This window comes from Paenibacillus endophyticus (assembly GCF_014192395.1).
GTDB lineage: Bacteria > Bacillota > Bacilli > Paenibacillales > Paenibacillaceae > Pristimantibacillus > Pristimantibacillus endophyticus.
Window position 1 is genome coordinate 21,882 of sequence record NZ_JACHXW010000009.1, and the last position, 15,575, is coordinate 37,456.

Below are 15,575 nucleotides of genomic sequence, written 5' to 3' on the forward strand. Positions count from 1 at the left end.
ACCCCCTTTACTTGCGTTCCTGCAGCGTTTTTCTTACACGGTCGTTAATTTCCGGATGCTTCGACAGCACGTAATGAAGCCCTTTCCGCTGCAGCGTCAAAAACACGCAGGGGGTTAAGGCTGTTATGTCGGCTGTCCGCGGCACGTTGTTAAGCAGTGCGATTTCGCCGAAATGATCGCCGTCCTCCAGGATAGCCAAATGCTGTTTGCCGCCTTCGACATCGATGTTTTTGCGAGATACCTCGACACGGCCCCGTGCAATCAAGTAAAACTTTTCGCCTTGCTCGCCGGCTTGAATAACCTGCTGCTTCGCAGCAAAGCTCTCTGTATTGAAGAGACTGCGTATTTCCTTCAGAATCTCCGTATCCACGCCTTGAAAGAAAGGCAGCTTCGCAAGTCTTTCCTCGTCAATATCAGCTTCCCGTCCATTGCTTGAAACCTGCATGCCGTTCTGCTTGTCCCATAGCTCCTTATAATAGCCGCCTTCTGCCAGCAATTCCTGATGCGGGCCGCTGCCTACCAGCTCGCCCTTATCGAATACATAAATCTGGTTAGCGTGTGTTATGGAAGCAAGCCGGTGGGTAACTGTAATGACTGTTCGGTTTTGTGAGAGCTCCTTAAAGGTTCGGTTAATGGAAGCCTCGGATATCGGATCCAGCGCGGACGTGGCTTCGTCCAGCAGCAGGATTTGCGGGTTTTTCAATATGGCGCGGGCAATGGCGAGCCTTTGCCGCTGGCCTCCGGAGAAATTAGAGCCTTCATCCTGCACCATGGTGTCATAGCCGCCGGAGAGGGTCATAATGTACACGTGAATCTCCGCTTTTTTGGCTGCTTCGATAACCTCTTCCTTTGTTGCGCTCGGCTTACTGATGCGAATATTGTCTAGAATGGTTCCGCGGAACAGGAAGTTCTCTTGGAATACGGAGCCGATCTGCTCCCGATATGAACCGAGGTTTATATCTTGCATCGGAATTCCGTTAATTTCGATGTGGCCTGAGCTTGGTTGATAGAATCCCAGTATCAATTGAACGAGCGTGCTTTTGCCTGAGCCGCTTGACCCTACGAATGCGGCAGTCGTGCCTGCGGCAATGCGCAGGTCGATCCGTTTGAGCGCTTCCTGCTCCTCGTTATACCGGAATGAAACATCCGAGAACCGAATGTCGGGTTTTGAATCGATGCCAGCTGGTAAAGAGAGACTGCCTGACGCTTCTTTGGGGGCATGGAGAAGGCTGTTCATTCGGTCTATGCTGACGGATGCATCCGTGAATACCGGGATGATAAAGGTTAAGTTGAATACGGAATTGCCCATAGACGTATACATGGTGAAAAAAGCCACCAAGGCGCCAAGCGTAATATGACCGCGAAGCGCCAGATAGGAGCCGAAACCGATAATGGACAAATTAACAAGAAGCAGACTAATCATAGGCAGGCGTTCCAATTGCGAGCCGATTACGTTTTTTCGATAATGGATCAGAAACATGGCTTGCAGACGTTTGGCGAACTTGTTCGTCATCGCCTGCTGTAGATTGAACCCTTTAATAACCTTCTGTGCTTTAATGTTTTCTTGAATATCGCCGACCAACAGGTCCAGCTGTTCCTTATGGCTAATGTTGATGGCCTCAGCACGGCGGCCTAGCAGGTAAGGACCCGCAAATATAATAGCGGCTCCCAAGACAATGACCAGCGCCATGCTCCATTGCAAATAAAATAAGACAATTGTACTGATAGATACGACCGTTATGGACTGCATGCCAATGGTCATTATAGCGTTCATAGCCCTTTCAATTGAAGGCAAATCAACGGTGAAATAAGAAAGCAGCTCGCTTGACCGCTTTTTCTCGAAGAAGCCCATATTAACCTGCTGCATATGCTCGAAAAGACGCTTCCGCAAATCCTGCTGGATATGTGCGCTCAGCTTGGCGAGAATGCGGTCGCTGACCACGCCTGCGCTTAAGCAAAGGACGCCGCTGACGGCAAGCACTGTTAGAATGATCGCAAAGGCATTCATGTCCTTTGGTAGAATGGCCCGATCAATAAGCAGCTGGAAGCTTAAAGGGGCAAGTGATATAAATGCGAGGTCGAGCAGCAGCAGAGTGAAAAACAATGCGGCTAGCGATCTGTAAGCACGCATGCAGCTTGCCATGTATTTCAAAACGGTAAGCATCATGTTAAGGTCTGCTCCTTCTGCGCTTAATAGTATAGTTCATGAGGATACCTCATTACAGCGGCATGCCAGAGGGCATAGTCCATCCGATATTCCTCGATATCGCCGTACTCTGTCGCTTGTGACTGGCTTTTCACGGCCCATTTGGCACACAGCTTTTGAAGCGCGGACTGGGCTGGAATCCAGAAGCGCAGCTCTGTGACAGGCTCGTTTATCTGTGCCAGGTATTGGCCTAGAAACTGCATGGATCGAAGGAAAGTCCTTCCGCTGCGGCTGCTTTTTTTGAGAAATAGTACCTGAATCTGTATGATGTTTCGATCCTCGTAACTATGATCGCCAGTGCCGTGAATAAAACCGATTGCACCCGCAGGCTCATCCTGAGCATTCCAAATGATGATGCTGTCCTTACCCATTAGAATAGGACTGGAAATATAGCCGAGAGAGGTCTGAAAGGAATAAGGGAGGTTTAAGTGCTCATAATGCTCAAGCAAAAAGCTGATATAGGTTTCCTGATAGTTTACTGTGGAACATGCCGAGAAATAGTAGCTCATCATTAGGATTACCTTTCATTGGGGATGTGGACAAATTATAACACGGTCAGACAAACAACAGAAGATGAATCGCGGATTCGACAGGAAACGAGGCAGGCATGACGATACAGAAAAAAAGAGCTGAGACGGAGAATTCTCTCATTTCAATTCAGCAGGCACGTTTGGGTTATGCAAAGCAGCGTTGCTTTAATCATCGGCATTCTGCTCCGCAGCTGTTCTTGCCCCGTTACAGGACAGGCAGAAGCATCTCGATCACGACTCACAAAAAATATTTTTACACGTACAATAACCCAGGTACATGATGAGTGAGAGGGAGGAGCATGTGGATGATACTTATTGCGGGCAATCAAATGTTCTCCATGAATCCGCTGACGTTAACGGAGCTGGAGCGTAAAATATTGCAGGATAAGCGGCAAAGCCAGGTCGTATATCGCTACCCTTCAGTAGATGCCCTGGAGTTTGAGCTGAAGACGCGAACGCATATCGTAGAGGCGGGCAAATCGCTCTATGCCAGCGGCGTGAGCTTCGCGACCTTTGCCGGTTCAAAGTGCAATGAGCAGTTCTGGACGCGTACGGAAAACGGAGGCTTTCAATTGAAAGGAGGCGTTCTGCCGTCTGTAGGCATCAACGATATATTCGAAAACGGGCATTTATACGGATTTGAATGCGCGGGTGCAATCATCATTATTTTGTATAAAGCGGTGCTTGATACGGTTGGCGATGCCGTCTTTAATGCTTACTTTAAAAACCTGTTTTTAAGGGACTGGCAGTATGACCGCGATTTAAGCTTAATTACGGCCTATAACAAAAACGAAGCGTATCCCGGCGACGTGCTTTATTTCAAAAACCCGGAGCATGATCCGGAGACGCCTGAGTGGCAGGGGGAGAATGTCGTCATGTTGGACGATAATCTCTATTTCGGACATGGGATCGGCATTGAAACAGGCCAGGACATTATTCAAGCGCTGAATCGCATGCGAAAAGAGAACAGTACGATCTCTGCTTATTTGCAGGATTTGGTCGTGTACCCCGATTTTGAGTATTTGCGGGGCCTATCTGTTCGGGATGCCTGGTGGGACGAGGGCGGCCAACACGAGTATACGGGTATTGCAGGCAGAATCGGATTAGGCACCATTAGATACTAATAACTGCGCCAAGCATGTCAATAGGGCAGGAGCGTCTTTTCCTGATATACACAGGAGAAGGCGTTTTTTTGTGGAAAACACTCGAAAGTTGTGTGATGTTATTTGACATATAATGAGGTAATATGAGAAAAAGAGAAGAAAATTATCGAATATTGCGGAATATATGTGTGAGGTTTTGGGAGAGGGATTGATAGATTACATACTTTTGATAAAAGGAGAGGTTGTTATGACCGTTGTGCGGGGCTCGGATATTCCGAGAGAAAAGCTTGCTTTGGCCAAAAATTATCCGATTCAGGTGGTGGATACGATAGGTGTCTCTGCCTATTATCAGAAGCTTCACTGGCATGATGTGCTCGAGATTAATTGGATCAAATCAGGTACGGGCTATTACATCATTAACGGCCAAACGTTCGAATTTCAAGAAGGGGACATTCTCCTCATTAATTCGAATGATCTCCACTGCGCATATGAGACGAAGGATCTTGTCATGCAGGTTATCTCCTTTGATGCCAATTGGTTCATGAATGCCCTTCGTTATGATCCCGAAATCCTGTGCCCCTTCAAGGATATGGGCGTTCATTTCACCAATTTGCTCGACAGGAATGAGCCTCATATCGATGAGCTTAGAAGGCTGCTTAAGGAGCTTCAAGATGAGCATCTCAAGGGCGAAGCCTCGTACGGATCAATTGTATTCGCCAATATGCTTCGTTTCCTGGCTTGCGTGAATCGTTACTTTCGCAGGGAAGGAGTAGGCAAGGAGAAGGACAGCATGGGTGCAAGGCAGCTGGAGAAAATGCGCAAGGTGATCTACGATATGGAGCGGAATTTCGCCCATCCATGGACGCTGGAAGAGCTGGCTGGACTCGTCTATTTAAGTCCTTCAAGGTTTAGCGATCTCTTCCGAAGGGCTGTGGGCACGCCGCCTTTGCTTTATTTGATCCATATCCGTCTAGAGCACGCAGTCACGCTGCTTGAGACCAGCGACATGAAAATTACGGACATTGCCATGGAATGCGGCTTTCGCAGCTTGTCTAACTTCAATCGATTATTCAAAAAGCATATCGGGTCCTCTCCCAAAATCTCAAGAAGCATTTCAGGATGAAAACAGTAAGATAGTGCCAGTTATCAATCGTTTAAGAGGAGAATGCACGCAGGCTGCAAGCTAAAATAAAGATATAGTAAAAACATGACGCGATAGGTTAACGAAACTAACATGAAAAGGAGGGGGTACCATGCTCGAGACTGAAATTAGAAAACTACAGCATGTGTTCAAGCAGCCAGGGCTCGCGAAACGATTCATTAAGCAATGGGATATTCAACTCATGGTCATACCCGCGCTGCTCTTCATTTTTGTATTCAGCTATATTCCGATGTACGGCGTGCTGATGGCTTTCCAAGATTACAGTATTTTCAAAGGTTTCCTGAACAGCCCTTGGGTGGGCTTCAAGCATTTCGAAATGTTCTTCAATGCTCCTGAATTTTGGACGGTTATGCGGAATACCTTGATCATCAGCCTGCTCAAGCTTGGCATCGGTTTCCCGGCGCCGATTCTGCTCGCGCTTATGCTGAACGAGGTTCATAACCGTACCTTCAAACGCATCGTACAGACCATCAGCTATCTGCCTCACTTCTTATCCTGGGTTATCGTATCCGGCTTTGTCGTATCGATGCTCTCGACGGACAACGGCAGCTTGAATATTCTGCTGGAGTCGCTGCATCTCATTAAAGAGCCCATTAACTTCCTATCCTTGCCTGAATATTTCTGGGCCATTCTCGTCACAACCGGCGTCTGGAAAGAAATCGGATTTGCTTCCATCGTGTATTTGGCTGCCATAGCCGGCATTAATCCGCATTTGTACGAAGCGGCCTCGATAGACGGAGCAAGCAGGGTGAGGCAGATTTTCTCGATTACAATTCCGTCCATTCTGCCTGTCGTCGTCGTCTTCTCCATCCTAGCGATCGGCAATCTGCTTAATGCCGGATTCGAGGACATCTTGCTCCTTGCGGGAAATCCCGTGCTGCGTGACGTGAGCGACGTTATTGATACTTATGTGTACCGGGTAGGCATCCAGAATTCCCGATTCTCCTATGCAACAGCTGCCGGTTTGTTCAAAGCCGTAATCAGCGTAGGCTTGCTGGCAGGCGCGAACTATATGGCTCGCAGGTCGGGCAACAGCTTGTGGTAAAGAGTGAAAGGGAGGCGCAGCGATGAAATTATCCTTTGGCGATAAAACCTTTGTAACGGTCAACTATCTTCTATTGTTTATACTCGGCTTTACTGCCTTCTATCCCTTCTGGAACGCTGCGGTCATTTCGTTTAACGCGGGAACCGATACGATGCTCGGCGGCATTACCTTCTGGCCGCGGGTGTTCTCCTTGGACAACTACGAGGTGGTATTCAAGGATAAGCGACTGGTTAATGGCTTCATCATCTCGGTGCTTCGCACGCTTGTCGGAACGGTCTTGTCCATTGCGGCCACGGCGATCTTCGCATACGGCATGACGAAGAAAAATCTGATCGGCAAAAAGTTCTATATGGTCTTTTGCATATTGACGATGTATTTCAGCGGTGGATTGATCCCGAGCTATTTGCTCATTCGTGAGCTTGATCTGATGAATTCGTTCTGGGTTATGGTTATCCCCGGGATAATCAGCGTGTGGAACATGATTATATTCCGAACCTTCTTCATGGGCATTCCCGGCGGTCTTGAGGAATCGGCCCAGATTGACGGCTCCAGCAATTGGGGCATCCTGTTCCGAATCATTTTTCCGCTATCGGGGCCTGTTATTGCAACGCTTTCCTTATTCACGGCGGTGTACCACTGGAACGACTGGTTCTCGCCGAGCCTGTACATTTCCAACATTGACCTGCTTCCCATTCAGACCAAGCTTCAACAAATATTAAACTCCAATATTATGCTCGAGCAGATGTCTCAGATGGACTCGGCAGCGCAGGGACGAATGAGCTCGATGCGTGCTGTTACGACGAAGTCGCTCTCGATGGCTACGATGATGGTAGCGACTGTCCCTATCCTATGCGTGTACCCTTTTGTGCAAAAGTATTTCGTGAAAGGTGTTCTTATCGGTTCCTTGAAGGAATAACCACGGGTTCAAGGCGTTAGCTTTAACCATAGATAAATAGGCGGAAGGGAGTTTGGGCGATGACTAAATTCAGTAAAACGTTTCAAGCGGCATTGTCAGTCACACTTGTCTTGGGTCTGGTATTAACGGGGTGCGCGAGCAATAAGGAGGCAAATTCGGAATCAGGGGAGGGAGCTAACAACGCCCCAGAGTCCACCGCAGCCGCATATGTTTTGGGTGAGCAGCCGCTCGAATTCTCTTTTTACGGGCACTATGACTGGTACACGATGCCGCCTTGGGGCGAGGATCTCGCTACAAAGTGGATTCAAGACAATAAAAAAGTAAACGTGGTTCCGGTCAGCTCTGGCGGCGCTGCCAAGCAGAAGTTGAACACGATGATCGTCTCGCAGGAGCTTCCGGACGTAATCTGGATGGAGCGCGACGCGGATGTAGAGAAGCTTCGCTCTGAAGGGTTGCTTGTTCCGTTTGATGACTATTTGGATAAATACCCGAATTTGAAAAAATGGGCAGGGGAAGCGACGCTTGACATGCTGCGCTCGCCTGACGGCAAGCTGTACCAATTCCCGAACTGGTACACCACGCAGCCGAACGGCAACGCTGGGTACCTGGTAAACAAGAAGATTTACGAGGAGCTTGGCTCTCCTAGTCTTGAAACAACAGATGACCTTTATGCATATTTGACACAGGTTAAGGAGAAATACCCGGATGTTGTGCCTCTTGAAGTAGGGCAAAGCGCATCAGGTATCGATATATTGGTGTCGGCGTTCGGCGAGAATCGTCCTTATACGTATAATGCGATGAAGGCCGTACCAAATGGCGATACGCTGGGTTCGATCTTCACGGATCCCGTTTACCGCGAATCGATTCAATATGCGAGCAAGCTGTATCGCGAGAAGCTTATCTCGCAAGATTCGTTCACGCAAAAGCTGGAGCAGGTTGAGCAGAAGGTCGTAACGGGCAAAATTGCGGTGTACGCTGCATCCAGCCCAACGGAGTTCGGTGCGAAGGGGAATGCGCTGCTTAAAGCGGCAGATCCAAGTGCAGGCTACATTATGGTATGGCCGGTTCATAAAGCGGGACTTGATAAAAACAAAATTTTCCCAGGCGATTACAAGCAGCTTGGTTGGAACGTGAGCGTGATTACGAAAGCAGCCAAAGATCCGGAAGCTATCTTCGCGTTCTTGGATTGGTTCACGGGCCCGGAAGGCCAACGTACCATTATGTGGGGCCCTGAAGGTTTGTACTGGGACGGGGCGGATGCGGACGAGGTGCCGTTATTCACTGAGAAATTCACATCGGACATTGAAGGGCGCGAAGCGCTTATGGCAGCTACCGTCAACTTCCAATGGAATGGGAATACCGTTTATGTAGATAATTCCAAAATGAAATTCGAGTCCACGCTCCCTGCGGAGAAACGCAGCTGGGAAACGTACTGGCAATCGGAGATTACGTGGAAGACGCAGTACAATACGACGGAATTCGTTAACCTGGATCCAGCGGGTGATACGGATGAAGGCATCGTAGCCCAAAGCGTGCATGATATTTACGAGAAAGCAAGAGCCAAAGCCATTATGAACGCAGCTTCGGATGAAGAAGTGGCGAGCATATTGGACAAGGCTGAGGCAGATGCGCAAAAAGCGGGCTATGAGCGCCTATTGAAATACAAAACCGAGAAGTGGCAAGAAAATGTAAGCAAGCTGAAATAATCAAACGAGCAGTCAGCGCTACGCGCTAAATGCAATCTGCTGCAATGGTTTGGAGACTGTGCGCTTTGCGGGGAATTGCTCCTGCAAGGCGTGCTCCCTGCAAGGAGAACGTGGGCAGTCTTCTAAACCAAGCATTCACATGGGAGCGATCATATTTGACATATTATTTGGGTGTTGATGGCGGAGGAAGCAAGACGATTGCTGTCGTAACGGATCAGACCGGGCGCGTCATTGGGCTTGGCGAGAGCGGCTGCGGCAATCATCAATTAGGCGTGGAGCTGGCAAAAGACAATATTGAAGCTGCTGTGATGCAAGCATTGCGGCAAGCAGCAGTTGTAAAAGCGGACATTGCATATGCCGTTTTTGGACTGGCGGGAGCGGATCGCGAGGCGGATTTTAAAATTTTGCGGCCGATGATTGCTCAGCTGGGTTTTTCGCATCATGACATTGTATGCGATACGGTTATTGGTTTAAGGGCTGGAACGAAGCAGCCTGATGGCGTTGTCGTCATTTGCGGAAGCGGTACGAACAGCTACGGGATTAACAAGCATGGCGATCACGTTCAGTGCGGCGGATTTGGTTATGCCTATGGTGATTTTGGCGGGGGCAGCAATCTCGCGGTAGAGGTTTTTCGCTCGGTTATTCGGGCATGGGAAGGCCGGGAGCAGGCGACGCTGCTGACGGATTTGACGCTTCGCATGCTGAATTATGCATCGGTAGAGCTTATGTTCCATGATTTCCTCGATGAAAGCAGGCACGTTCCCCATATGCTTGCGAAGCTCTTATTCGAAGCGGCTGAGCAAGGGGATACGGTTGCCAGCATGATTTTGCAACGGCAGGGCGAGGAGCTCGGCTTGGCAGCCAGTGCCGTTATTCGGAAGCTAAGCATGCAGGATGACGTATTTGATCTTGTGATGGTCGGCAGTGTGCTCACTCGGGGCGACAGTCGCTATATTGCTCCTTTTATTGCGCGAAGCGCACAGCAGGCTGCCCCAAATTGCCGCCTGTCCGTATTGACGATGGAACCTGCAGCTGGCGCTATTTTATTAGCCATGGAAAAAACGGCTCCCGCTATCGAAGAGTCCGTATACGCAAGCTTGTACAAGTATCTGGCTGTGAAGGAGGCTCCTGTAGAATGGGTGCTGGACTAAAAGTAGTTGTGATTGGTGGCGGGTCTTCCTATACGCCGGAATTAATTGAGGGCTTTATCTTGAACTATGAAACCTTTCCGGTTACGGAGATTGTGCTGGTTGATATTGAAGCGGGCCGCAATAAGCTGGCGATTGTAGGGCATCTGGCCATTCGAATGATCGAAAAATCAGGCTTGCCGATTAAACTGAATCTGACGCTGGATCGGCGATCGGTGCTCGCAGGCGCTGATTTCGTCACGACGCAAATGCGGGTCGGCAGGCTGGAGGCGCGCGGCTGGGACGAGTCGATTCCGCTTAAGTACAAGATGATCGGACAAGAGACGACTGGTGCCGGAGGCATGATGAAGGCACTGCGCACGATTCCCGTCCTGCTTGAGATTTGCAAGGATATGGAGGAGCTTTGCCCGAATGCGTGGCTGCTTAATTTCACGAATCCAGCGGGAATGGTTACGGAAGCGATTCACAAATATTCGAAAATTAAATCCGTCGGTTTATGCAACTCCCCGATCGCGGCCTATAAATGGCTGAAAAATGTGTATCAAGTGCCGATCGAAAACATTTATTGCGAGTTTGCGGGGCTTAACCACCTGCATTGGATCAGCACCATTACGGTGAACGGAGAATCCAAGCTGGAGGAGCTGCTGAACAACGAGGACGGCTATTCGGCTAAAAACGTACCGCAATACGCATGGAATGGCAGCTTGCTTCGTTCGCTGGGGGCGATTCCTTCGTATTACCTCAAATATTTCTACTTAAAGCGTGAAATATTGGCGGAGCAGCAGACTGCGGCTGCCAAAGGGGAGACGCGCGCTGAGACCGTTCAGCGGCTTGAGGACGAGTTGTTTGACATATACAAGGACCCGAATTTATCGGAAAAGCCAAAGCAGCTTGAGCAGCGCGGCGGGGCTTATTATTCTGAGGCGGCGGTTAAGCTGATGAACTCGCTGTACAATGACAGCCGCGATATTCAAACGTTGAACGTTCCGAACCAAGGCGTGCTGGATTTCCTTCCGGATGACGCATGCATCGAGGTGAATTGCATCGTGACCAAGGAAGGGCCGATTCCGCAGAAGGTAGCGATCGTGCCTGCCGCTGCCAAAGGGCTTATCCATGCGGTCAAGGTGTATGAGCAGCTTGCTATTGAGGCAGCCGTTACGGGCAATAGGGACACTGCGCTGCTGGCGCTGGCGCATCATCCGCTAGTGGATTCGACGAATGACGCCCAGCTTATGCTTGATGAGATGCTGGGGCGGAACAAGGCCTATTTGCCACTGTTTTTCGCTGAATAGAAAAATAACGCATGTTAGGGATGCTCGCTGCCAATCGGCTGCGGCATCCTTTTGCGTGCGTATCCGGCAAGTCGCATTTCGCTATGAAAACTGCTACTGTAGAGTGAACGAAGATGAGTGAACAACTCGGAGGGAAGCTCTCTGAATAGATGGATGGAGGAATGCGCATGCCTGGTTTCAAAGCGTTAGTCATCGATCATATAGATGGAAAAGTTGCTGCTGGCATCAAACGATTGGAGGTTAAGGACCTGCCTGAAGGCGAGCTGCTCATACGAGTAGCGTATTCAAGCGTGAACTACAAGGATGCGCTGGCGTGTAAGGCAGGCGGAGGCGTTGTGAAGAGCTATCCCTTCGTACCGGGCATTGACCTTGCGGGTACGATTGTCGCAAGCGAAGACGACGGATTCCGGCCTGGCGAACAAATTATAGTGACGGGTTATGGTCTCGGAGTCATCCATTACGGCGGGTACAGCGAATACGCGAGAGTGCCTGCTGAGTGGGCGGTAAAGCTGCCTGAAAATCTGACAATGAAAGAAGCGATGATACTGGGGACGGCGGGCTTTACGGCAGGCTTGTCGGTATACGAGCTGCAGCAGAGCGGCATTCGCCCAGAGGATGGCCCTATTCTGGTAACGGGAGCTACGGGCGGAGTAGGAAGCGTCGCTGCCGCCATTGCGGCCAAACTCGGATACGAGGTAGCCGCGAGTACGGGGAAAGCGGATAAGAGCGGCTATCTGCGGGAGCTAGGCGTTAAACGTATTCTCGCGCGCGAGGAGCTTGGGGCAGGCGCGAAGAAGGCGCTGGACAAGCAGCGATGGGCGGGAGCGATTGATTGCGTCGGCGGCGAGACGCTGGCAGCGCTTCTATCGCAAATGAAATACGGCGGCGTTGTCGCGGCGAGCGGCTTGACCGGAGGCTCCGGGCTGCCTGCAACGGTATTCCCGTTCATTATTAGGGCGGTTCGATTGATTGGAATTGATTCGGTTATGGCGGGCATGGATAAGCGACTCAAGGTTTGGGAGCTGCTGGCGGGCGAATATAAACCAAGCGTGCTGGGCGAACTATTCACGGAAATCGGGCTGGAGCAGGTAAGTGCTCATGTCGATGCCCTGCTGGCTGGACGGTCCAGCGGCAGGGTTATTATTAAGCTGTAGCAGAGAGATATCGGTCAATATGGATTTGCGGCATCTGGGGCTGCGGTTCAGGCAGCGTTAGCCTCGTTTCAAGCGTCGCGCGCGAAATTGCTTGTACTGGAAGTAAATCGTGCAGCCGATGCAATAGCCGAGAATGGCTGCAAGAGCCGCAGCGCCCATCATCCCGGCAAAAATATAGCCGGCTGCAGTCCAGCCGAAAGCAAAGCTAAGCAGCGACAAGGTGAGAAAGCCTACGCCGAGCGAGTTGTTGAAGCGCTGCAGCTCGGCTGCTTCTGTCTGCGCTGCGGGCAAGAAGCGAGTGAGGAAAGGGCGGGCTGCTAGAATGAAAGCATTTGCTTTCGGGCCTGCAAGGAGTCCGATGATTTGGATTATAAACAAGACCTCTATGAGCCAAGGCAGCTGCAGTCCAATTGCAATAAGCAGAAAGATAACAATGCCTGTCTGATTGCTGCGGACGTAAGGAATCGGAATTTCTTTCATCTAAATACCAACTTTCCGTATTGGATTTATATAATTTATAGTAGTGAATGGCTGAACATTTAGCAACAGGTATTTCAAGACATCTGATAAAAATTATTTTTAGATAACTTTCGACAACTATCCATTATTTTCACTATTCATATATAATAGGCCTATGAAACTAAAGTACTAGTTTAGCTGATATGAGGTAGATTAATAGGTGAATCTTACTGGCATTGATATGTTTAGAGGATTATCGAATATGGAGCTGGCGAAGCTTCTCGGCATGATGGAGAAACAGGAGGCTGCCGCCGGCACGAGGCTGTTCCGCCAAGGCGACCTTGGCGATTGCATGTATATTGTAGAAAGTGGGTCGATTGAGCTTTTCTCGCATGTAGACGGGCAGGTGAGGAGATCCCTTGCGGTACTCGGAGCGGGCGAGGTCGTCGGAGAGATGGCGCTGCTTACCGGTGAAGCGAGGTCTGCGGAAGCTATAACTGCGGAGCCATCCGTGCTTTATGTCATTGACAGCCTCATGTTTGAGCGACTAGTTGCGGAGAATGCCGTTTTTTCCGCCTACTTTATTAAACTGCTCTCACAGCGATTAATTTCGACAAACGGTAGGCTGCAAGCCGCCAAAAAGACCGAAACCGAACGCGTTCTCCATGAGCTTAGCCAAATGCGCGAACAGACATCCCGGTTTCTGCTGTGGTGCGCTCACGTTCCACTTGTTAGCAAGAGGCTTGCCGAGCATACCTTCCAAATTTCAATAGACAACGAACTTTTGCACAATCCCTTCCTAGAGAAATGCTTTCAAGACCATCCAAGAACATCAGAATGGCTTGCTCTAACAAACGGACTTAAGCCCGTGTTGAACGATATTAGCAAGGAACGCTACGGTTATGAAGAGATGGCTTCTTGGGTTGATAAAGCGGTGTCTTGGTACGTGGCGCAGAATGACTGGGTCGCTTTTATTATTGTACAGGGAGACAAGGGCAATTGGCCTGTAGCGCTGGATACGTATGCACGAGTAGCGGGCGATGTGGCCGACCAGCAACGAACGGATCTATTTCGTACCATTAACCGTTGCCCGAGGGATTTATTAGCCGTTAACTATCCTGTTCTCCAGCATTTTTTGCAATATTGCGAAAGAAACGCTCCTGAAACGGGCTTGTCCGTTGTAGAAGCGGCATTAGATCATGGGCATGTCTTCCAGCCGCAGGAGCTTTTATTTCTGTATGAGTGCGGAACTGAGCTTTGCAGGGCAGCAGGCAGAAATAATCAGGCGCTGGAGTATTTGCATCTTGCTGACACGCTAGCGGGCACGTTCTCGTCAAAAGGCGGAGCGCTGAACACGGACCGGGCATATGGGCTTGCTAAGCAAAAGTTGGCGAAAAAGCGAAGTGACCTGCTTGTTCAGGGTGCCGGAAGGCTGCTCAAAGGAAACCGTGCCGCAGAGGCAGCAGCCGTTATCCTATCGATTCTATGTATTATTTTATCTTTTATCCTTGAACCGTTCGGTGGATTATCTGAAGCGGGAATGCGATTTATTGGCATTTCATTGGCGGCGGTCGTGATGTGGATCGTGCCGGTCTTGCCTGATTATGTAGTGGCGCTCGGCATGATTATGTTATGGGTGCTGGGCGGGGTAGCCTCGCCTGAGATTGCATTGTCGGGCTTCGGCTCAAGCTCGTGGCTGTTCATGATCTTCATCATGGCGATCAGTGCGGTTATTACAAAGTCGGGCATATCCTACCGCTTTGCGCTGCATGCGCTCAAACGGTTTCCGGCTAGCTATCGCGGCCAGCTCTGGGGCATCGTTGCTGGAGGCGTGCTGCTGAATCCGATGCTTCCTTCCTCTTCCGCCAAAGTTTCGATCGGCGTACCGATGGCGCAGACGCTGGCGGAGTCGCTTGGCTATGGCGAGAAAAGCAAAGGAGCCGCGGGGCTTGGGCTCGTTGCCATGATCTTCTTCGGCTTCACTGCTCCCTTTGTCCTGACAGGCTCTTATACGAATGTAATGGCCTATGGCCTTGCGAAGGCGGATAAAGGGATATCCTGGATGCAATGGCTGCTCTATGCGCTGCCTGCCTTTATCGTGTTTGGCATCGTTATGCTTGTCATTCTTCGCTTTTTGTTCCGCAAGCTGGAGCCTGCCAAGCTAGTCGCGGGCGAGGTATTGAATGAACAGCTGCGCTTGCTGGGTCCTCTTACGAAGGATGAGAGGGTGTCCATGTGGACGGTTATAGGCTGTATTGGGCTGATGGTTCTTCAGCCGCTTCACAGCATGGACAGCACGTGGATTATGCTGATTGGCTTCGCGGTGCTAGTTACAAGTGGCGTGCTGGATAAGCAGACGATAGCGACGGGCATCGATTGGACGTTTCTGCTCTTCCTCGGCGCGGCATTCAGCTTTGCGGGAGTCGCCGGACAGCTTGGCATTGCTGAGCTGCTGTCGGAATTTCTTGGCGTGCATATGTCCGTTTTTATGGCCAGTCCCGTCTTGTTTATTACAGCCGTTATTTTGGTTTCCTTTGTCATAACGTTTGTTATTCGCGACGATCCGGCAGTTATACTGCTGGTAACGGCGCTCGTCCCCTTGGGTGAAGTGGTTGGCATTCACCCTTGGGTGCTCGTATTTGTAATTCTGCTGGCAACCGATCCGTTTTTCTTTGCTTATCAGTCTCCGACTTATTTAACAGCTTACTACAGTACGGAGGGAAAAGCGTTCTCGCATCGGCAGGCGCAGAGGGTTGCTTTATGGTATGGGCTGGCTGTGCTGCTGGCTGCGGCTCTAAGCGTGCCTTATTGGATGTGGCTTGGTCTTATTTCGTAACAGCGAGGGGTGAATTTG

General features: G+C 50.1%; 12 protein-coding genes. 9 read left to right on the top strand and 3 right to left on the bottom strand.

The features are described from left to right. Positions 1–7: 7 nt before the first annotated feature. Both FHS16_RS15945 and FHS16_RS15950 read right to left on the bottom strand, forming a co-directional pair. Positions 8–2,167, bottom strand: a complete 2,160-nt coding sequence (locus FHS16_RS15945) for an ATP-binding cassette domain-containing protein (protein WP_246431780.1) — start codon at positions 2,165–2,167, stop codon at positions 8–10. A gap of 23 nt (positions 2,168–2,190) precedes the next feature. After that, positions 2,191–2,718, bottom strand: coding sequence for a hypothetical protein (locus FHS16_RS15950; RefSeq protein ID WP_246431781.1), 528 nt, complete (start codon positions 2,716–2,718; stop codon positions 2,191–2,193). 323 nt (positions 2,719–3,041) lie between these two features. On the opposite strand from FHS16_RS15950, the gene tgl reads away from it, so the two are divergent. The 8 genes from tgl (at position 3,042) to FHS16_RS15990 (ending at position 12,262) form a co-directional block, all read left to right on the top strand. Beyond that, entirely contained in the window at positions 3,042–3,860 is an 819-nt protein-coding gene (gene tgl / locus FHS16_RS15955; RefSeq protein WP_183564321.1) for a spore coat transglutaminase TGL, read from the top strand. A gap of 226 nt (positions 3,861–4,086) precedes the next feature. Beyond that, positions 4,087–4,962: an AraC family transcriptional regulator gene (locus tag FHS16_RS15960; RefSeq protein ID WP_183564324.1), complete on the top strand. Its 876-nt coding sequence runs from the start codon at positions 4,087–4,089 to the stop codon at positions 4,960–4,962. A gap of 130 nt (positions 4,963–5,092) precedes the next feature. After that, entirely contained in the window at positions 5,093–6,046 is a 954-nt protein-coding gene (locus FHS16_RS15965; protein ID WP_183564327.1) for an ABC transporter permease, read from the top strand. Positions 6,047–6,068: 22 nt separating this feature from the next. After that, positions 6,069–6,962 carry a carbohydrate ABC transporter permease gene (locus tag FHS16_RS15970; protein ID WP_183564330.1) on the top strand — a complete coding sequence of 298 codons (894 nt, stop codon included), beginning with the start codon at positions 6,069–6,071 and terminating at the stop codon, positions 6,960–6,962. A 59-nt stretch (positions 6,963–7,021) separates the two neighbouring features. Further along, positions 7,022–8,668, top strand: coding sequence for an extracellular solute-binding protein (locus tag FHS16_RS15975; protein ID WP_183564333.1), 1,647 nt, complete (start codon positions 7,022–7,024; stop codon positions 8,666–8,668). A gap of 155 nt (positions 8,669–8,823) precedes the next feature. Then, positions 8,824–9,819 (top strand): N-acetylglucosamine kinase, encoded by a 996-nt coding sequence (locus tag FHS16_RS15980; RefSeq protein ID WP_183564336.1) that lies wholly within the window; start codon positions 8,824–8,826, stop codon positions 9,817–9,819. After that, positions 9,804–11,108: a 6-phospho-beta-glucosidase gene (locus FHS16_RS15985; protein WP_183564339.1), complete on the top strand. Its 1,305-nt coding sequence runs from the start codon at positions 9,804–9,806 to the stop codon at positions 11,106–11,108. Before FHS16_RS15980 ends, FHS16_RS15985 begins: the two co-directional genes overlap by 16 nt. 167 nt (positions 11,109–11,275) lie before the next feature. Further along, entirely contained in the window at positions 11,276–12,262 is a 987-nt protein-coding gene (locus FHS16_RS15990; RefSeq protein ID WP_183564342.1) for an oxidoreductase, read from the top strand. A 57-nt stretch (positions 12,263–12,319) separates the two neighbouring features. Here FHS16_RS15990 and FHS16_RS15995 read toward each other — a convergent pair whose 3' ends face one another. Continuing rightward, positions 12,320–12,742, bottom strand: a complete 423-nt coding sequence (locus FHS16_RS15995; RefSeq protein ID WP_183564345.1) for a DUF4395 domain-containing protein — start codon at positions 12,740–12,742, stop codon at positions 12,320–12,322. A gap of 199 nt (positions 12,743–12,941) precedes the next feature. On the opposite strand from FHS16_RS15995, the gene FHS16_RS16000 reads away from it, so the two are divergent. Next, the gene (locus FHS16_RS16000) at positions 12,942–15,557 is read left to right on the top strand and encodes an SLC13 family permease (protein ID WP_183564348.1); all 2,616 of its coding nucleotides are present in this window, start codon (positions 12,942–12,944) and stop codon (positions 15,555–15,557) included. Positions 15,558–15,575 lie beyond the last annotated feature (18 nt).